The sequence below is a fragment of the Amycolatopsis rhabdoformis genome (assembly GCF_035918295.1).
GTDB classification, from domain to species: Bacteria; Actinomycetota; Actinomycetes; order Mycobacteriales; family Pseudonocardiaceae; genus Amycolatopsis; species Amycolatopsis rhabdoformis.
The window spans coordinates 5,720,091-5,741,154 of record NZ_CP142149.1; the positions used below are offsets into that span (position 1 = coordinate 5,720,091).

A 21,064-nucleotide genomic window follows, 5' to 3' on the forward strand; every position below is an offset into this window, starting at 1 on the left:
GGGTCGACTGTGGCTAGTCGTCGTCGCCACCCCCGATCGCCAGGCTGATGAGGGCGTCGGCGTCGAGCTCGTCGATCGCCGACGCGGCCACGGCCGGCTGCTCGTCCTCTTCTACCGCCACGACAACGGCTTCCGCGGCCTGAGGCGCCAGCTCGCCGACGAGGTGCTCGGCGAGGATCCGCGGCGTCGGGTAGTCGAAGATGAGGCTCACCGGCAGCTTCAGCCCCGTCACGAGGCTCAGCTTGTTGCGGAACCCGGTGGCGGACAACGAGTCGAAGCCCACCTCGTTGAACGAACGGTCCGCCTCCACCGCCTCCGGCCCGGCGTGACCGAGCAGTGCGGCCGCGTGGGTGCGCACCAGGGTGAGCACGGTCGGCACGCGCTTGGCCACCGGGAGCGCCGAAAGCTTCTGCGCCAACGACTCCGAGTCGCCCGCCGAGTCCTGCGCCGCCCGCCGGCCCGGTGCGTCGGCGAACTCCCGCAACACGGCCGGCAGATCGTCGACGCTCGAAGCCGCGAGCACTCGCGGGTCGAGCGCGATCGGCACCAGCAGCGGTTCCGCCGAGCCCGCCGCCGCGTCGAGCAACCGTAGACCGTCCTCAGTGGACAAAGCGGTGATGCCGGTCTCGCCGATGCGGTGCGCGTCGGCGTCCTGCACCGCGTCGCCCATGCCGCCTTCCCACAGGCCCCACGCGAGTGAAGTGCCGGCAAGTCCTTCGGCACGGCGGCGGGCCGCCAGCGCGTCGAGGTAGGCGTTCGCCGCCGCGTAGCTGCCCTGGCCCGGTGCGCCGAGCACGCCGGCGGCCGAGGAGAACAGCACGAACGCGGTGAGGTCCGCGTCGCGGGTCAGCTCGTGCAGGGTCACGGCGGCGTCGACCTTGGGCCGCAGCACCGTGTCGAGCCGCTCCGGCGTGAGCGAGGTGAGCACGCCGTCGTCGAGCACACCGGCCGCGTGCACCACAGCCTGCAGATCGACCCCCTGCAGCAGCTGGGAAACGGCGGCACGGTCGGCCACGTCGCAGGCGGCGAGCGTGACGTCGGCACCCAGGCCGGTCAGTTCGTCGCGCAGTTCCGCGGCGCCGGGCGCGTCCCCACCGCGGCGGCTGACGAGCAGCAGGCTGCGCACATCGTGTTCGGTCACCAGGTGCCGCGCCACGGCGCTGCCCAGCGCGCCGGTGGCGCCGGTGACGAGCACCGTGCCCTCGGCTCGCCAGACGGGTGCGGCCGCCGCGTCGCTAGCCCGGCGCAGCCGCGGCACGAGCACTGAACCGGTCCGCAAGGCGACCTGCGGTTCGTCCGAAGCGGACACCGCCGCCAGCGTGCGCCCGGTCGGCGTGCCGGTGCCGAGGTCCACGAGCGTGACGCGGTCCGGGTGCTCGGCCTGCGCCGAGCGCACCAGCCCGGCCACGGCCGCGCCGACCGGATCCGGGTTCTCGCCCAGCTCCGTGGCGACCGCGCCGCGCGTGACCACGACCAGCGAACCGTCCGGCTGCGCCAGGAACTCCTGCAGGAGCCCGAGCACGCGGTGCAGTTCGGTGTGCACGTCGTCGCCGCCCGCGGACAACACGAGCAGGCCCGACGCGTCGGCGAAGTCCGCTGTGGTCCGCGCGCCGAGCTCACAGGCCAGGCCGAACGGATCCGGCCCGACCACGGTCCAGTCGGTGACCTCGGCGACGGCGTCGAGCTCCGCCGGTTCCCAGGCCACGCGGAACAGCGAGTCGCCGCCCGTCGGCTCGGCCGCCTGCGGCACCGCCGACATCGGGCGCAGCAGCAGCGATTCGACCGAGACGACCGGCGCGCCCGTGCCGTCGGCGATGTCCAGGGCCACGGCCCCGGTGCCGATCGGCTTCACGTGCACCCGCAGCGTGGTCGCGCCGACCGCGTGCAGCCGCACGCCTTCCCACGCGAACGGCAGCATCGGCTCGGTGCCGAGCGCTCCCGACACGCCGATCGTGTGCAGGGCCGCGTCGAGCACAGCCGGGTGGATGCCGTACCGGTCCACTTCGGACACCGAAGCGGGCAGCTGGATCTCGGCGAACGCCTCGCCGTCGTGTTTCCACGCCGCCACGAGACCGCGGAACGCCGGCCCGTACTCGAGACCGTCGGACGCCAGCTCCTCGTAGGTGCCGTCGAGCCGCACCTGCTCGGCTGCCGGCGGCCACGGGCCCAGGTCGAACTTGCCGGCCTTGTCCGCCTTCGCGAGCCGGCCGGTGGCGTGCCGCGTCCACGGCGTGCCGTCCCCTTCCGGGCGCGAGTGGACGGTGAACGTCCGCGTGCCGGTGCCGTCCGGTGCGGTGAGGGCGAACTGCACGCGCACGCCGCTGCGCTCGGGCACCACCAGCGGGTACTCCAGCGTCAGCTCGTCGAGGCGCGGGCACCCGGCCTCGTCGCCGGCGCGGATCGCCATCTCGACGAACCCGGTGCCGGGGAAGAGGATCGCGCCGCCGACGACGTGGTCGGCCAGCCACGGCTGCGTGCCCACCGACACGCGTCCGGAGAACAGCAGCCCGCCGGCGTCGGCCAGTTCGAGCGCCGAGCCGAGCAGCGGGTGGTCTTCCTGCGCGGCCGCCGAAGCGGTGCTCTCCAGCCAGTAGCGCTGCCGCTGGAACGGATAGGTCGGCAGCGCGACCGGGCGAGCGCCGGTCGGCTCGTAGACGGCGGCCCAGTCCACGTCGAGGCCGCTCACGTGCAGCCGGGCCAGCCCGGTCAGCGCGGTCACGGCTTCGTCCTGGTCCTTGTGCAGCAACGCCGTGAGCACCAGACCGTCCGGCCGGTCGTCGAGGCACGCGGTGGCCATGGCGGTGAGCGTGGTGTCCGGGCCGAGTTCGAGGAACCGCGAGGCGCCGTCGGCGGCCGCGCGGGTCACCGCGTCGAAGAACCGGACACCTTCCCGGACCTGCCGAACCCAGTACTCCGGCGACGTGAGGTCCGCCGGCTCGCCGGTCACCGTCGAGATCACCGGGATCCGCGGCTCGGCGTAGGTCAGTCCTTCCGCGACCGCACGGAACTCCGCGAGCATCGGGTCCATCAGTCGCGAGTGGAACGCGTGCGAGACCCGCAGCTGCTTGGTGCGCTCGAACTTCGCCGCCACCGCGGCCACGGCGTCGGCCGCGCCGGAGATCACCACCGAACTCGGGCCGTTCACCGCGGCGAGATCGACCGTGCCGGCGGCGGCTTCGAGCACCGCGTCCGGCGTCGCGTCGATCGCGACCATCGCGCCGCCCGCCGGCAACGCCTGCATCAACGCACCGCGGGCGACCACCAGCTTGGCTGCGTCAGCCAGCGAAAGCACGCCGGCGCAGTGGGCCGCGGCGAGCTCGCCGATCGAGTGGCCGGCCAGCACGTCGGGCTTCACGCCCCACGACCGGACCAATCGGAACAACGCGACCTCCAGCGCGAACAGCGCCGGCTGCGTGTAGCGCGTGTCGTCGAGCGCCTCGCCGCTGTCGATCACCGCACGGATCGGCCGATCGAGGTGCCGGTCCAGCTCCGCGCACACCTCTTCGTACGCGGCGGCGAACACCGGCTGCTGCTCCGCGAGCCGCTGTCCCATGCCCACGCGCTGCGAACCCTGGCCCGCGAACAGGAACGCCGTGCGCCCCGAGGTCGTGACCCCGCTGACGACCCCGCGCGCCTCTTCCTCGTCGACCAGCGCCGCGAGACCCCGCACGAACTGCGGCGACCGGCTGCCGATCAGCACCGCCCGGCGGTCGAACGCGCTGCGCGTGGTGGCCAGCGCCAGGCCGATGTCGGCGAGGCTGCCGTCCGGCTCCTCGTCCACATAGGACATCAACTGCTCGGCCTGCGCCCGCAGCGCGGCCGCGCCACGGCCGGACACCGGCCACGCGACCGGTCCGTCGTGCTCCGGCACGCCGCCGGACACCACCTCACGCCGGTCGCCTTCCTCCAGGATCACGTGCGCGTTGGTGCCGCTCACGCCGAACGACGAGACGCCGGCGCGGCGCGTGTGTCCGTTCGGCAGCCACTTCACCGGCTCGACCAGCGCCCGGACCGCACCGGTCGACCAGTCGATCTCGGTCGAGGGCCGGCCGACGTGCAGCGTCGCGGGCAGCTCACCGTGCTGCATCGCCAGCACCATCTTGATCACCCCGGCCGCACCGGCCGCGGCCTGCGTGTGGCCGATGTTCGACTTCACCGAGCCGATCCACAGCGGACGCTCGACCGACGTCTGCGTGCCGTAGGTCGCCAGCAGCGCCTGGACCTCGATCGGGTCACCGAGCTTGGTACCGGTGCCGTGCGCCTCGACCGCGTCCACTTCGGACGGTTCGAGGCCGGCGTCGGCCAGCGCCGCGCGGATCACGCGCTGCTGCGCGGGACCGTTGGGCGCGGTGAGGCCGTTGGAGGTGCCGTCCTGGTTGACCGCGCTGCCCTTCAGCACCGCGAGCACCGGGTGCCCGTTGGCCCGCGCGTCGGCGAGGCGTTCGAGCACCAGCACGCCGACGCCCTCGGACCAGGTGGTGCCGTCGGCGTCGTCGGAGAACACCTTGCACCGGCCGTCGGCCGCGAGCCCCTGCTGGCGGCTGAACTCCACGAACGTCTCCGGCGTCGCCATCACCGTGACACCGCCGGCCAGTGCGAGCGAGCAGTCGCCGCCGCGCAGGGCCTGGGCCGCCATGTGCATAGCGACCAGCGAAGACGAGCACGCGGTGTCGATGCTCACCGAGGGGCCTTCCAGCCCGAGCGTGTAGGAAACGCGCCCGGTCACGATCGAGCCGGCGCTGTTGGCGCCCACGTAGTCGTGGTACTGCACGCCCGCGTACACGCCGGTCGGGCTGCCCTTGAGCGACACCGGGTCGATGCCGGCGCGCTCCAGCGCCTCCCACGACGCTTCGAGCAGCAGCCGCTGCTGCGGGTCGATGGCCGGCGCTTCCTTCGGCGAGACGCCGAAGAACGTCGCGTCGAAGTCACCCGCGTCGTACACGAACCCGCCGCGCGCCACGTAGGTGGTGCCGGGGCGACGGCCGGTCGGGTCGAGCAGGCCGGCGACGTCCCAGCCGCGGTCGGCCGGGAAATCGCCGATGGCGTCGCGGCCCTCGGCCACCAGCTCCCACAGCTGCTCGGGCGAGGTCACCCCGCCCGGCAGACGGCAGGCCATGCCGACGATGGCGATGGGTTCGTCGGACGCACCGGCCGTGACCGCCACGACTTCTTCGGCCGTGCCCGCCAGCTCGCCGAGCAGGTGCGCGGCCAGCGCGGCCGGCGTCGGGTGGTCGAAGATGAGCGTGGCCGGCAGCCGCTGGCCGGTGGCCGCGGTGAGGCCGTTGCGCAGCTCGATCGCGGTGAGCGAGTCGAACCCGAGCGACTGGAACTGGGCCGTGGGCTCGATTTCGTGCGCACCGCCGTAGCCGAGCACGGTGGCGGCGTGGCCGCGCACCAGCTCCAGCACGGCGTCGCGACGGTCTTCCTCCGGCAGTCGCAGCAGGCGGCCCGCGAAGGAATCCACCGTGGTCTCGGCCGTCGCCGCCACGCGCCGGGTCGAACCGACGAGCTGGTCCAGCGTGCGTGGGATCCGGTCGAGCTTGCGCAGCGCCGGCAGGTCGAGCTTCGCCGGGACCACGGTCGGCTGCCGCACGGCGAGCGCCCGGTCGAACAGCGCGAGACCGTCCGCAGTGGACAGTGGCACGATGCCGCTCGACGCGAGCCGCGTCACCTCCTCCTGGGTGAGCGTGCCGCCCATGCCGCCGACCTCGCCCCACAGGCCCCAGTCGAGCGACAGGCCCGGCAGGCCGTGCGCGACGCGGTGGGCGGCCAGCGCGTCGAGGAACGCGTTGGCGGCGGCGTAACTGCCTTGGCCCGGCGCGCCGAGCACCCCCGAGACCGAGGAGAACAGCACGAACGCCGAGAGAGCGGTGTCGCGAGTCAGCTCGTGCAGGTTGAGCGCGCCGTCGACCTTGGGCGCGAGCACGGTGTCGACGCGCTCCGGCGTCAATGCGGTGACCACACCGTCGTCGAGCACCCCGGCCGCGTGGACCACGGCGGTCAGCGGGTTTTCGGCCGGGATGGCCGCGAGCACCTCGGCCAGCGCCACGCGGTCGGCGACGTCGCAGCGCGCGAGCCGCACGTCCACGTCGAGTTCCCGCAGGTCGGTGGCGAGCTGTTCCAGCTCGGGCGTGGTCCGGCGGCTCACCAGCAGCAGCCGGCGCACGCCGTGTTCGGCAGCGAGGTGGCGCGCGAGCTTGCCGCCCAGCGCGCCGGACGCGCCGGTGATCAGCACCGTGCCGTGCGGGCAGAAGTACGGCCGCTCCAGCTCCGGCGCGGTGCGCACGAGCCGGGGCGCGAGGAGCACGCCGAGACGGACGGCGACCTGAGGTTCACCCGAAGCCAGCACCCGCGGCAGCACGTCGGCGGCTTCAGCGGTGTCCTGAGGGTCGAGGTCGAGCAGCAGGACCGAATCCGGGTTCTCCTCCTGCGCCGAGCGCACGAGCCCCCACACGGCGGACGCGGCGAGGTCCGTGACATCGCCGCCGGCCGCCACCGCGCCGCGGGTGACGACAACCAGGCGTTCGTGGTCCTCGTGCGGCTCGGCGAGCCAGGTCCGCAGCGCGGCGAGCACGCGGTGGGTCGCCTCGTGCGCGTCGCCGGCGCCGGTGGCGTCGAAGACCTCGAGCCCGGACGCGTCCACTTCGGACTCCGCTACGCGCTGCCACTCCACGCGGTAGAGCGGCGCCGCCTGCTCGGTCGCGACGGGCGTGGTGAACGCGCGGAACACCGTCTCGGCGACGGTCGCCACCGGTGCGCCCGTGGCGTCGGCGAGCACGACTTCGAAGCCGTCGTCGGTGGTCGGCGTGAAACGCACCCGCAGCGAGGCCGCGCCGGTGGCGTGCAGCTCGACTCCGGTCCAGCAGAACGGCACGCGGCCGACCCCACCGTCGCCGCCGCCGGCCACGCGCAGGGCGTGGGTGCAGGCGTCGAGTGCGGCCGGGTGCAGGCCGAACCGGCCTGCGTCGCTGTCTTCCGGCAGCGTGACCTCGGCGAACACCTCGCGCCCGCGCTGCCACACGGCGCGCAGCGAGCGGAAGAGCGGGCCATAGGTCAAGCCGGTGTCGGCGAAGTCGTCGTAGAGGCCGTCGATCGCGACCGGTTCGGCGCCGGCCGGCGGCCACTCGGTGAGCGCGGTTCCGCCGCGAGGCGACTGCGGGGCAACGGTGCCGGACGCGTGCAGCGTCCACTCGGTACCTTCCTCCGGTCGCGAGTGGACGGTGACCGGGCGGACGTCGTGCTCCCCCGCGGCACCCACCGTCACCTGCACCTGAACACCACCGCGAGCCGGCAGGACCAGCGGGCTGCCGAGCGTGAGCTCGTCGATGCGGCCGGCGCCGACCTGGTCGCCGGCGTGCACGACCAGCTCGAGGAACGCGGTGCCGGGCACGGCCACCACGTCGCCGAGGCGGTGCTCGGCCAGCCACGGGTGCGTCTCGACGGCGAGCCGCCCGGTGAGCACGACCCCGTCGCTGCCGGCGAGCGCGACGGCCGCGCCGAGCAACGGGTGCCCCACCGAACGGAGGCCGGCACCGGTGATCTCGTCGCGGTTGGCGCGCGCGGCGAGCCAGTAGCGCTTGCGCTGGAACGCATACGGCGGCAGGTCGACGCGCTGCGCGCCACGGTCGGCGAAGACCGAGGCCCAGTCGGGCTCGAGACCGCTCACGTACAGCTCGGCCAGCGCCGTGAGCGCGGCCTGCGGCTCGGGACGGTCCTTGCGCAGCACCGGCACCACGGTGGCGGTACTCGTCCGGCGGACCAGCGCGGACAGCACGCCGTCGGGCCCGACCTCGACGAACCGGCCGACGCCGTGGGAGGTCAGCGTGGCGATCCCGGCGTGGAACCGGACCGCCGCGCGGACCTGGCCGACCCAGTAGTCCGGAGTGGACATGTCGACATCAGGGCCGACGGTCGAGACGATCGGGATCTCCGGCGTGCCGTAGGTCAATCCGGCGGCCACCGCGCGGAACTCGGCGAGCATCGGCTCCATCAGCGGCGAGTGGAACGCGTGCGAGACCTTGAGCTTCGAAGACTTGCGCCCGGCGAACTGCGCGACCACGGCCGCGACGGCGTCCTCGGTCCCCGAGAGCACCACGGAGTCCGGACCGTTGATGGCGGCAATGCTCACGTCCGCGGTCAGGTGCGGCGTGACCTCGTCCTCAGTCGCCTGCAAGGCAACCATCGCGCCGCCGGCCGGCAGCGCCTGCATCAGTTTCGCGCGAGCGGCGACCAGCGTGGCCGCGTCGGCCAGCGACAGGATTCCGGACACGTGCGCGGCGGCCAGCTCACCGATCGAGTGGCCGAGCAGGTAGTCGGGCTTGATCCCCCACGACCGCAGCAGCCGGAACAGCGCGACCTCGATCGCGAACAACGCCGGCTGCGTGTACCCGGTCTGGTTGATCAGCCGCGGCTTCTCGACCACCACCGTCTTGAGCGGCCGGTCGAGGTGCTGGTCCAGCTCCGCGCACACCTCGTCGAAGGCCGCCGCGAACACCGGGAACGCGGCCGCCAGCTCGGCGCCCATCCCGGCGCGCTGCGCGCCCTGACCGGAGAACAGGAACGCGGTCTGTCCCTCGGCCTGCGGGGCCGTGATCAGGCCCGGCGCGGTCTGCCCCGCCGCCAGCGCGGCGATCGCGCCCGCGTGGTCGTCGGCCAGCACCACGGCCCGGTGCGACAGCGGCGACCGCGAGGTGGCCAGCGACAACCCGAGATCCAGCGCCGAGACGCCATCCACTTCGGACAAACGTGAAGCTTGCGCCGCCAGCGCAGCCGCACCGTGTCCGGCCACCGGCATCGGCACCGGAACACCGAGAGGCCAGCTCGGCGAAACCACGTCGGCCGCTTCCGGCTCCGGCGCTTCCTCCACGATCACGTGCGCGTTGGTGCCGCTCACGCCGAACGACGAGATCCCGGCCCGGCGCGGTCGTCCTTCCGAGGCCCACGCCCGAGCCTCGGTCAGCAGCTCGACATCGCCGGAAGCCCAGTCGACCTCGGTCGACGGCTCGGTGACGTGCAGCGTCTTCGGCAGCAGGCCGTGGCGCAGCGCCTCGACCACCTTGATCACGCCACCGACGCCGGCCGCCGCCTGCGCGTGGCCGATGTTCGACTTGATCGAGCCCAGCCACAACGGCTTGCCCGCCGGCCGGTCCTGGCCGTAGGTGGCCAGCACGGCCTGCGCTTCGATCGGGTCGCCCAGCGTGGTGCCGGTGCCGTGGCCCTCGACCGCGTCCACTTCGGACGCCGAGAGCTGCGCGTTGGCCAGCGCCTGCCGGATCACGCGCTGCTGCGAGGGCCCGTTGGGGGCGGTGAGGCCGTTGGACGCGCCGTCGGAGTTCACCGCGGAGCCGCGCACCACGGCGAGCACCGGGTGACCGTTGCGGCGAGCGTCGGAAAGGCGTTCCAGCAGCAGGGTACCGGCGCCCTCGGCCCAGCCGGTGCCGTCGGCGCTGTCGGAGAACGCCTTGCAGCGGCCGTCGGCGGCGAGGCCGCGCTGGCGGCTGAACGCAAGGAACGGGCCGGGCCGCGACATGATCATCACGCCGCCGGCCAGCGCCAGCGAGCAGTCCCGCTGCCGCAGCGACTGCACGGCCAGGTGCAGCGCGACCAGCGAAGACGAGCACGCCGAGTCGATGGTGACGGCCGGGCCCTCCAGGCCCAGCGCGTAGGCGATGCGGCCCGAGATCACCGAGCCGGCGTTGCCGGTGCTGAGGTAATCCTCGACCTCACCGGCGAGCACCGAGGCCGGCAGCTCGTCGTAGTAGTCCTGGCCGCCACTGCCCACGAACACGCCGACCTGCTGCTTCGCCAGCGAATGCGGCGCGATGCCGGCGCGTTCGAACGTCTCCCATGCCAACTCCAGCACGATCCGCTGCTGCGGGTCCATGGCCAGCGCCTCACGCGGCGAGATCCCGAAGAACGGCGCGTCGAACTCGCCGGCGTCGGGCACGAAGCCGCCTTCGCTCACGTAGCTCGTGCCGGGGCTGTCGGGGTCGGCGTCGAAGAGTGTGTCCAGGTTCCAGCCGCGGTCGGCCGGGAACCCGCCGATGGCGTCGCGGCCCTCGGCCACCAGGCGCCACAGGTCCTCGGGCGAGCGGACGTCGCCGGGGTAGCGGCAGCCCATCGCCACGATCGCGATCGGTTCGGCGCCGGCGGCCTCGACCTCACGCAGCCGCTCGCGCGTCTCCTGGAGGTTGGCGGTCACCCGCTTGAGGTAGTCGACCAGCTTGTTTTCGTCAGTCATCGCCAGATTCCTCTTGTCGCTGCGGTGGGCGGGTGTCAGGCGCCGAGCTCGTTGTCGATGAAGGCGAACAGCTCGTCGGTGGTCGCGGCGGCCAACGCGGCTTCCGCGCCGCCGCCGGTGCCGGCCAGCGTCTTGTGCAGGGTGGTGACCATCGCCTGCAGCCGCGCGACGATGCGCGACCGGTCGATCTCCGCGGCGTCGAGCGAAGCGGCCACGGCCTCCAGCCGGTCCAGCTCGACTTCGAGCGGCACCTCGGCCTCGCCTTCGCACAGCTGCGTCCACAGGTGTTCGGCGAGCGCCTGCGGGTTCACGTGGTCGAACGCGACGGTCGCCGGCAGCTTCAGGCCCGTGGTGGCGCCGAGCCGGTTGCGCAGGTCCACGGCGGTCACCGAGTCGAACCCGAGCTCCTTGAACGCGCGCGCCGGCTCGACCGAACCGGCACCGTCGTAGCCGGCGACGGCCGAGACCTCGCCGCGCACCAGGTCGAGCAGCGTGCGGCGCTGCTCAGGCGCGGTGAGACCGGCGAGCTTGCCCGCCAGGTCGCCGGTGGCCTCGACCGGCGCTTCGTCGGCCGTGACCTCGGGCAGCGCGCGCAACAGCGGGCGGGGCCGGGCGAGCTGGTAGACGGGCGCGAACGCGGCCCAGTCGATGTCGGCCACGACCAGGTGCGTCTCGTCGTGCGCGAGGGCTTGGCCGAGGGCTTCGACGGCCAGGCTCGGCGCCATTTCGGCCAGGCCCATGCGGCGCAGCAGGTCGCTCGCCTCGGCGTCGACCATGCCTCCGCCACCCCAGGAACCCCACGCGACGGCAGTGGCGGTGCGGCCGTGCGCGCGCCGACGGCGGGCCAAGGCGTCGAGGTAGGCGTTGCCGGCGGCGTACGCGGGCTGGCCGCTCGTGCCCCACACCGCCGCGCCCGAGGACATCAGCACGAACGCGTCGAGCGCGGTGTCGCCGAGCAGCTCGTCGAGCAGGGCCGCGCCCGTGACCTTGGCGTGCAGCGCGGCGGTGAACTGCTCGGGCGTCACGTCGTCGAGTGCGGGCTCGTGGGTGAGCACGCCGGCGGCGTGCACGACGGCCGTCGGCGGATGGGCTTCGAGCAGGGCCGCAAGCGCTTGCGCGTCGGTGACGTCGCACGCCGCGACGGTCACGCGCGTGCCGGACAGCTCGTCGACCAGCTCGCGCGCGCCCTCGGCGTCGAGGCCACGGCGGCTGGTGAGCACGAGGTGTTCGGCGCCACGCGCGGCGAGCCAGCGGGCGACGTGCGCGCCGACCGCGCCCGTGCCGCCGGTGATGAGCACGGTGCCGCGCGGAGTCCACTCGGGAGCGTCGCCGGTGAGCGGTGCGTGCGTCAGGCGCTTGGCGAACACGCCGGACGGCCGGATCGCGACCTGGTCCTCGTTGTCCACTCCGGACACCACGGCGGCGAGCTTCGCGGCGTCACCGGGGCCGTTCAGGTCGACCAGACCACCCCAGGTGCCGGGCCGGTCGAGCGCGGCGACGGTGCCGAGGCCCCACACCATCGCGACGGCCGGGTCGGCGTCGGCGAACGCGTCGACCGCGACGGCACCCTGGGTCACGACCCAGACCGGCGCGTCGACGTCGCCGAGGGCTTGCAGCAAAGCGATCGTGGTGAGCACGGGGTTTTCGGCGCCGAGGGCGAGCAGCGAGAGCACGCCGTCGAAGGGCCGCAACGCCGTGGCTTCGGTGATCAGGGCCGTGAGGTCGTCGCCGCGGTCGGCGAACACCCGGACGACGTCGCCCTGGTCGGCCAGCGCGTCGGCCAGCTCGGTGTCACCGGCGTTGGCCACGACCAGCCACGTGCCGACGAGGCCGCTCGTGACGCCGCCGAGCGGTGTCCACGACACGCGGTAACGCCAGGAGTCCACCGTGGACAGTTCGGTGCGGCGACCGTGCCACGCGGCCAGCGCGGGCACGACCTCGGCGAGCGGCTGCGGGTCGACACCGAGCCGGGTCGCGAGCGCGTCGACGTCACCCCCGGCGATGTCGTGCCAGAACTCCTGGTCGGCGACCGGCGCGGCCGGCTGGGCCGGGGCTTCGTTCTCGAGCCAGAAGCGCTTGTGCTGGAACGGATAGGTCGGCAGGTCGACGATCCCGGCCGCCGGCAGCAGCGACGGCCAGTCGACCGAGCCGCCACGCACCCAGTACTCGGCGAGCGAGGTCGCGAAGCGCGTCAGGTCGCCTTCGTCGCGGCGCAGGGTCCCGGCGACGGCGCCGGCGTGGCCGGTCTCGTCGAGGGTCTCCTGGATGCTCATGGTCAGCACCGGGTGCGGGCTGATCTCCACGAACCGCGTGTAGCCGGCGGCGGCGAGCTGCGCGACGACCGGCGCGAAGCGGACGGTCCGGCGCAGGTTGGCGAACCAGTAGGCGGCGTCCACAGTGGCGTCTTCGACCGGTTCGACCGTGACCGTCGAGGTCATCGCGACCTCACCGCGGCGCGGCCGGATCGGGCCGAGGTCGGCCAGCAGCCGGTCGGCGAGGTGCTCGACGTGCGCGGAGTGCGACGCGTAGTCCACCGGCACCCGCTTGGCGCGCAGGCCGTCGGCCACGAGCTGGTCGCGCAGCTGGTCGAGCGCGTCACCGTCGCCCGAAAGCACGCACGACGTGGCCCCGTTGTCAGCGGCGACGGAAATGCGACCGTCCCACGCGCTCAAGCGGGATTCGAGGTCGGTGGCGGCCAGGCCCGCGGCGAGCATCCCGCCACCGCGGCCGCCGAGGATTTCACCGATCGCCTTGCTGCGCAGCGCGACCACACGCGCGCCGTCCTCAAGCGACAGTGCACCCGCGACAGTCGCGGCCGCAATTTCGCCCTGCGAGTGTCCGATGACCATGTCCGGCTCGACGCCGTGCGCGCGCCACACCGCGGCCAGCGACACCATCACCGCCCACAGCATCGGCTGCACCACGTCCACGCGGTCGGCCGGCGGCGTGCCCGGCACGCCGTGGAGCACCGCCAGCACCGACCAGTCGGTGAACTTGCGCAGCTCGGCATCGCATTCGGCCATGCGCTCGGCGAACACCGGCGACTGCGTGAGCAGCGTCGTCGCCATCCCGGTCCACTGCGAACCCTGGCCCGGGAACACGAACACCGTCTTGCCGCGCACATCCGCGGCGCCGGTGACGACGTCGGGGCGCGAAGTGAACGCCTGCAACGCTTCCGCGGCCTGGGCCGGATCGTGCGCGAGCACCACGGCCCGGTGGTCGAGCCGGGCCCGGCCGGTCGCGAGGGTGTGCGCCACGCCGGCGAGACCGGTGTCCACGACCGGCGCCAGCTGCGTGGCCGTGTCGGCCAGCGCGGCCGGGTTCTTGGCCGACAGCACCAGCGGGTACACCGACGCCTCGGTCGGCTCGGTCACCGAAGATTCCGGTGCCTGCTCCAGGATCACGTGCGCGTTGGTGCCGCTGACCCCGAACGACGACACCGCACCCCGCCGCGCCCGAGCGACCTCCGGCCAGTCGCGCGGCTCGGCCAGCAGCTCGACGGCACCGGACGTCCAGTCGACGTGCTTCGACGGCGTGCCCAGGTGGATCGTGCGCGGAAGCTTCCCGTGGCGCAGCGCCTGCACCATCTTGATCACACCCGCGACACCCGCGGCGGCCTGCGGGTGGCCCATGTTCGACTTGATCGAGCCGAGCAGCAGCGGCTCGCCCGAAGTCCGGCGGCCGTAGGTCTCCAGGAGCGACTGCGCCTCGATCGGGTCACCGAGCGCGGTGCCGGTGCCGTGCGCCTCCACGGCGTCCACATCGGACACCGACAGGCCGGCGTCGGCCAGCGCCGCCTCGATCACGCGCACCTGTGAAGGACCGTTGGGCGCGGAGAAACCATTGCTGGCCCCGTCCTGGTTCACCGCCGAGCCGCGCAGCAGCGCGAGCACGCGGTGGCCGTTGCGCTGCGCGTCGGACAGCCGCTCCAGCACGAGCACCCCCACGCCCTCGGCCCACGACGTGCCGTCGGCGTCGTCGGAGAACGACTTGCTGCGCCCGTCGGCCGCGAGACCACGGCGGCTGCAGAAGTCCACGAACATCTCCGGCGTGCCCATCACGGCGACCCCACCAGCGAGAGCGAGTGAGCAGTCACCACGGCGCAGGGCCTGCGCGGCCAGGTGCAGCGCGACCAGCGAAGACGAGCACGCCGTGTCGACCGACACCGAAGGGCCTTCGAGGCCGAGCGTGTAGGAAACCTGGCCGGACACAAGGCTGCCGTCGGGGCTGCCGCCGCTGTAGTCGTGGTACATCACGCCGGCGTAGACGCCGGTCGGGCTGCCCTTGAGCGAGTGCGGGTCGAGGCCGGCGCGCTCGAACGCCTCCCACGACGCCTCGAGCAGGATGCGTTGCTGCGGGTCGGCGCGGCGCGCGTCGCGGGGGCTGATGCCGAAGAAGTCGGCGTCGAACTCCGGGGCGTCGTAGAGGAAACCGCCGTGCCGGGTGTAGGTCTTGCCGGGCCGCTCGGGCGTCGGGTCGTACACGCCTTCGACGTCCCAGCCGCGGTCGGCGGGAAACTCGCCGATCACGTCGCGGCCCTCGTCGACCACATCCCACAGGTCGTCCGGCGTGCGCACGCCACCGGGGTAGCGGCAGCTCATGCCGATGATCGCGATGGGCTCGGTGTCCCGGGCCTCCAGCTCGTGCACCCGCCGGCGGGCCTGCTGCAGGTCCGCGGTGGCGCGCTTCAGGTAGTCGCGGAGCTTGTCCTCGTTGCTCATGGTCTGCCTGTTCATCCGATGCCCAATTCGTCGTCCAGCACGGCAAAGAGCTCGTCGTCGGTGGCTTCGCCGAGGTCGGCGGTCGTTTCGCGGTCGGTGTGCGCGTCCGCCCACTTGCGCACGAGCGCGTCGAGGCGGGCGGTGACCTTGCCGGTCGAGCCGTTGAGCGACCCGGCGGCGCCCGTGAGCAGGGCCTCGAGCCGGTCGAGCTCGGCCAGCAGCGGGTCGGCCGGGCCGCGGCCCTCGCCCAGCAGGTCGTGGAGCCGGCGCGCGAGCGCGGCCGGGGTCGGGTGGTCGAACACGACCGTGGCGGTGAGCTTGAGCCCGGTCAGCGCACCGAGCTGGTTGCGCAGCTCCACCGACGTGAGCGAATCGAACCCCATCTCCTGGAACGCGCGCCCGGGCTCGACCGACGCGGCACTCGCGAAGCCGAGCACGGCCGCGACCTGCTCGGCCACGACCTCCAGCAGGTAGGCCTCACGCTCGGCTTCCGGCACCGTGGCCAGCCGTGCGGCGACGGCGCCGTCGGAGCGCGCTGCCCGCTTCGGAGTGGTGGCGCGGACCAAGCCCCGGAGCACCGGCGGCAGGTCCTGGCGCGTGCGCAGCGCTGCGCGGTCGAGGCGCACGAGCGCGAGCACGGCGTCGTCGGCGGTCAGGCAGGCGTCGAGCAGGGCCAGGGCCTCGTCGGTGGCCATCGGCGGCGTGCCGAGCCGGCGCAGGCGGCGCAGGTCGGCGGCGGTCAGCTCACCGGCCATGCCGCCGTCCTCGGCCCACGCGCCCCAGGCGAGCGAGATTGCCGGTTTGCCCTGTGCGCGGCGGTGTTCGGCGAGCTGGTCGAGGAAGGCGTTGGCGGCGGCGTAGCCCGCTTGGCCGGCGGCGAGCACCGAGCTCGCGGCGGAGGAGAACAGAACGAAGGCGTCGAGGTCGCCGGCGAGCTTGTGCAGGTGCCAGGCGCCGTCGACCTTCGGGGCGAAGACGCGATCGGTCTCGTCGTCGGTGAGGGCCTCGACACGGCCGGCCGACGCGACGCCGGCGGCGTGGATCACGGCGCCCACCTGCGTGCCGGCGAGCAGCTCCCGCACGGACGCGGGGTCGGTGACGTCGCAGCTCTCGATCGCGACCTGGGCACCGAGAGCCGTGAGCTCGGCCTGCAGCTCGGCGGCGCCCGGCGCGGTCGCGCCACGGCGGCTGGTGAGCAGCAGTTCGCGGATGCCGTGGTGGGTCACGAGGTGGCGCGCGACCACGGCGCCGAGGCCACCGGTGCCGCCGGTGATGAGCACGGTGCCGCGCCACCCGAGCGCACGGGGTTCCGGCGTGGCGGCGGTGAAGCGGGGCACGTACGCCTGGCCGTCGCGGAAGGCGAGCTCGGGCTCGGCGGTGACCGGGCCGTCGCCGTCGATCAGCAGGAACCGGCCCGGGTTCTCGGCTTCCGCCGCGCGCAGAAGGCCCCACGCGGTGGCGAGGGCCGGGTGGACGTCCTCCCCCGCGACGGACACGGCGCCGCGGGTGACGACCGCCAGGCGGCCGGTGCCGTCGAGGGTTTCGCGAACCGCGGCGAGGACCTCACGGGTGACCGCGCGGGCGGCGGCGGGCACGAGCCCGTCCGGAGTGGACAGTGTGAGCACGCGTACGTCGTCCAGTGCGGCGCCCGGGGTGACCGGTTCCCACGTGGTGCGGAACAGGGAGTCGCGCGCGGTGAGCTTGTCGAGGGAGATCGCGCGGGCGGCGAGGGCGTCGACCGTGAGTACGGGCGCGCCCGTGGTGTCGGCGAGCTGCAGCGTGATGGTGTCGGGCCCGGTCGGCGACACGCGCACGCGGACCGCGGCGGCCCCGGCCGAGTGCAACGTGACCCCGGAGAAGGCGAACGGCAGCATCGGTGCGGCGCCGTCCTCGGGCGCCGGCCCGAGCAGCTGGGCGTGCATGGCGGCGTCGAACAACGCCGGGTGCAGGCCGTAGTCGCGGGCTTCGGCGCCGTTCGACAGCGCGACCTCGGCGTAGACGTCGTCGCCGTGGCGCCACACCGCGCGTAGACCGCGGAAGGCCTCGCCGTAGTGGTAACCGAGGTCGGCGAGCACGAGGTACGGGTCGTCGAGCGGCACCTCGGTGGCACCGGCCGGCGGCCAAGCGCTGAGGTCGAACGCCGGGGCCGCGGCCGTCGGTGTGACGAAGCCGGTCGCGTGGCGCAGCCAGTCGTCGTCGGTGCGCGAATGCACGGCGACGGCGCGGCGGCCGTGCTCATCGGCGGCTTCCACGGTGACCTGGATCGCAGCGCCCGTCGCTCCGGCGAACGCGAGCGGGGCTTCCAAGGTGAGCTCTTCGATGGTGCCGCAACCGGCTTCGTCGGCGGCGCGGCGCACCAGCTCGACGAACGCGGTGCCCGGCAGCAGGGTCGAGCCGAGCACCACGTGGTCGGCGATCCAGCCGGTGGCCGACAGGCGACCGGTGAGCACGAGGGTGCCGTTGTGGGCCACGCGCACCACGGAGCTGAGCATCGGGTGCGCACCGCGCTCCTGACCGTGCTCGGCCGGGTCGCCCGAGGCCGTGGTCGCGGGCAGCCAGTAGCGCGTGCGGCGGAACGCGTAGGTCGGCAGGTCGACGCGGCGGGCGCCGGCGTAGAACGCGGCCCAGTCGACCTCGACCCCGCGCGTGTGCAGCGTGGCGACGGCGGTGACCAGCGCGTGGGCTTCGGGCCGGCCCTTGCGTTGGGCGGGGATGAACGTGGTGTCCAGCGCGCTGAGCACCGCGGCCGGGCCGACCTCGAGGAACGTGGTCACGCCGTGGCCGATCGCCGTCTGCACGGCGTCGTGGAACCGCACGGCCGCGGGGACCTGGTGCACCCAGTAGTCCGGAGTGGACGGATCGCCGCCGGCGGTCGAGACGATCGGAATGCGCGGCTTCGTGTAGGTCAGTTTCTTCGCGACAGCAGCGAACTCCGCCAGCATCGGCTCCATCAGCGGCGAGTGGAATGCGTGCGAGACCTTGAGCTTCGTGGACTTGCGCCCGGCGAAGTGCGCGACCACCGCGGTCACTTCGGCTTTGGTGCCGGAGAGCACCACGGAGTCGGGGCCGTTGATCGCGGCGATGCTGACCTGCGCGGTCAGGTGCGGCGTGACCTCGTCCTCGGTCGCCTGCAGCGCGACCATCGCGCCCCCGGCCGGCAACGCCTGCATCAGCTTCGCGCGTGCCGCGACGAGCGTGGTCGCATCCTCGAGCGACAGGATTCCGGCGACGTGCGCCGCGGCCAGCTCGCCGATCGAGTGGCCCACCAGGTAGTCGGGCCGCACCCCCCACGATTCGAGCAGCCGGAACACCGCGACCTCGAACGCGAAGAGCGCGCGCTGCGTGTAGCCGGTCTGCTCCAGCAGCTCCGCGTTGTCCAACGCCGGGGTGAGGTCCTCGCCGAGGGCCGCGCAAGCTTCGTCGAACGCGGCGGCGAACACGGGATACCCGCGCAGCTCACGGCCCATCCCGGCCCGCTGCGCGCCCTGGCCAGTGAAGAGGAACGCCGTGCGGCCGGTGCCGCGGACGCCGCGGATCCCGCCGGCAGCGAGGCTCGCCAGCAGCTCGGCGCGGTCGGCCCCGACGGCGACGGCGCGGTGGTCGAACGTGGACCGCGTGGTGGCCAGCGAAAAGCCGAGGTCGGCCACGTCTTCGGTGCGGTCGGCGAGCTGCGCGGCCTGCGCGTCGAGCGCGTCGGCCGAGTCCGCCGAGATCGGCCACGCCACCACCGGCAGGGTGACGCCCGGTGCCGGCTCGTCGGCCGGAGCGGCCTGCTCGATGATCACGTGGGCGTTGGTGCCGCTGATGCCGAACGACGACACCGCCGCGCGCCGCGGCCGGCCGGTCTCGGGCCACTCGCGCGCCTCGGTGAGCAGCTCTACGGCGCCCGAAGCCCAGTCGACGTGCGGTGAAGGCGCGTCCACGTGCAGGGTTTTCGGCAGCACGCCGTGGCGGATCGCCTCGACGACCTTGATGATGCCGCCGACGCCGGCCGCGGCCTGCGTGTGGCCGAGGTTGGATTTGAGCGAGCCGAGCCACAGCGGTTCGGTGCGGTCCTGGCCGTAGGTGGCCAGCAGGGCCTGCGCTTCGATCGGGTCGCCGAGCTTCGTACCCGTGCCGTGGCCCTCCACGAGGTCGACGTCGGCCGTGGTGAGCCCGGCGGACGCGAGCGCGCTGCGGATCACCCGCTGTTGCGCGGGTCCATTGGGGACGGTGAGGCCACTGGACGCGCCGTCGGAGTTCACCGCACTGCCGCGCACCACGGCGAGCACCGGGTGGCCGAGCCGGACCGCGTCGGAAAGCCGCTCCAGCACCAGCATTCCGGCGCCCTCGCCCCAGCCCGTTCCGTCGGCCGCGGCGGCGAAGGCCTTGCAACGGCCGTCGTCGGACAGGCCGCGCTGCTCGGTGAAGTACACGAACGTTTCGGGTGTCGCCATCACCGTGACGCCGCCGACGAGCGCGAGCGAGCAGTCACCTCGGCGCAGCGCCTGGCCGGCCCAGTGCAGCGCGACGAGCGAAGAGGAACACGCGGTGTCCACGCTGAGCGCGGGACCTTCCAGCCCGAGCGCGTAGGCGACCCGGCCGGACACGACGCTGCCGGCGGCCGCGTGGCCCGCGTAGTCGTGGTACATCACGCCGGCGAAAACGCCGGTGCTGCTGCCGCGCAGTGTTTCCGGCACGATTCCCGCGCGTTCCAGCGCTTCCCAGGCCGTTTCCAGCATGAGCCGCTGCTGCGCGTCCATGGAAAGGGCTTCGCGCGGGGAAATGCCGAAGAACTCCGGGTCGAATTCGGCCGCGTCGTAAAGGAATCCGGCTTCCCGCGTGTTCGTGGTGCCGGGGCGTTCGCCGGTCGGGTCGTGCAGCGTGTCGAGCGGCCAGCCTCGGTCGGCCGGGAACTCGCCGATCGCGTCGGTGCCGGTCGCCACCAGCTGCCAGAGGTCTTCGGGGGTGCGCACGCCACCCGGAAAGCGGCAGGCGGTGCCGACGATCGCCAGGGGCTCGGTGTCGCGGTCACGCGATTCCTGAAGGGCGCGTTTGGTGTCGCGCAGTTCCGTCGTCGCGCGCTTGAGGTAGCCGAGCAGTTTTCGCTCGTTCTCACCGGACGGGCTTTCGGTACTCACGGATTCGACCCACCTAACCGCGGAAAGGGGTGGAAGGTGCCACGCCGAAAACGCTACCCAGGGCCCGGTTGCCGCCCCACCCCTAACGGCGGTGGGGCGGCCCCACAATCACCGTGTCAGCTCGGCCACAATGTCGCGTGGGGCCGGCAAAGCGACCATCTCGTCGCGCACCGCGAGCGCGCCTGCGCGCAACTGCGGATCGCTGACCACGGACGAAAGCCAGCCGATCACGCCGGCACCGGCGGCCGCCACCCGCGTGGCGAGCGGCGTCTCGACGAGCGAGAGCTGCGGCACGCCGTGAGCGAGCGCGGCCAAGGTGAGCTCGTCGTCACCGTCGTGCGCCACGGCGGCACACGTCGGCAGTACCGCGGCCGGGGGCGCCGAGTCCACGAGCTTCACGCTGGCGGGCAAGGAAACCCCGACCGGTGGGGTGCCCGCGCAGATCAGCTCGAAGTCCACAGCGGACGCTTCGGCGAACACCACTTCGTAGAACTCGGGATTCGTGATCGACAACAGCACTCGAGGTCGGCGAGCCTTGCGACGCAACCACGTCGGCACTTCGCTCGGCCCGAAGTAGGGCACGTGCCGCATCGGGCGAGCCGACGAATCTTTGTCCCGCAACGAAGGCGGCACGAGGTCGAGAAGCAGCTCCGAGGCGTCGGCCGGCGGGGAATCGAGCGGGCCGAGCACCCGAACCGCCTTCGCGCCCACGGAGTTCGCCGCCGCCGTACCCGCGGCCTCGCCGTCGGACACCACCACGTCGGGCCGCCACAACGCCGCGAACTCCGCCAGGTCGAGCTCGGCGGCCACACAGCCCGTGGTGAGGATTTCCCCGGTGAAATCGGGCTTTCCCGCGATCTTCACGTCGTGGCCCGCAGTGCGCAAGGCCCACGCGAGCGGCACGAGCGTGCGCAGGCGGGCAGCGGACGACGTTACGGCCAGGAGTACACGCATGGTTCTGCTCCAAGCAGGACGAAACCGGG

4 protein-coding genes are annotated in these 21,064 nt (G+C 73.4%); all 4 read right to left on the bottom strand.

Annotation, left to right across the window (positions count from 1 at the left end; genetic code table 11):
• Window positions 1-13 precede the first annotated feature (13 nt).
• Window positions 14-10,240: a type I polyketide synthase gene (locus tag VSH64_RS26380; RefSeq protein WP_326565377.1), complete on the bottom strand. Its 10,227-nt coding sequence runs from the start codon at window positions 10,238-10,240 to the stop codon at window positions 14-16.
• 35 nt (window positions 10,241-10,275) lie between these two features.
• Window positions 10,276-14,988 (bottom strand): type I polyketide synthase, encoded by a 4,713-nt coding sequence (locus VSH64_RS26385; RefSeq protein WP_456062104.1) that lies wholly within the window; start codon window positions 14,986-14,988, stop codon window positions 10,276-10,278.
• Window positions 14,973-20,081: a type I polyketide synthase gene (locus VSH64_RS26390; protein ID WP_326565379.1), complete on the bottom strand. Its 5,109-nt coding sequence runs from the start codon at window positions 20,079-20,081 to the stop codon at window positions 14,973-14,975. Before VSH64_RS26390 ends, VSH64_RS26385 begins: the two co-directional genes overlap by 16 nt.
• Before the next feature lie 108 nt (window positions 20,082-20,189).
• Window positions 20,190-21,035: a nucleotide disphospho-sugar-binding domain-containing protein gene (locus VSH64_RS26395; RefSeq protein ID WP_326565380.1), complete on the bottom strand. Its 846-nt coding sequence runs from the start codon at window positions 21,033-21,035 to the stop codon at window positions 20,190-20,192.
• Window positions 21,036-21,064: the final 29 nt, after the last annotated feature.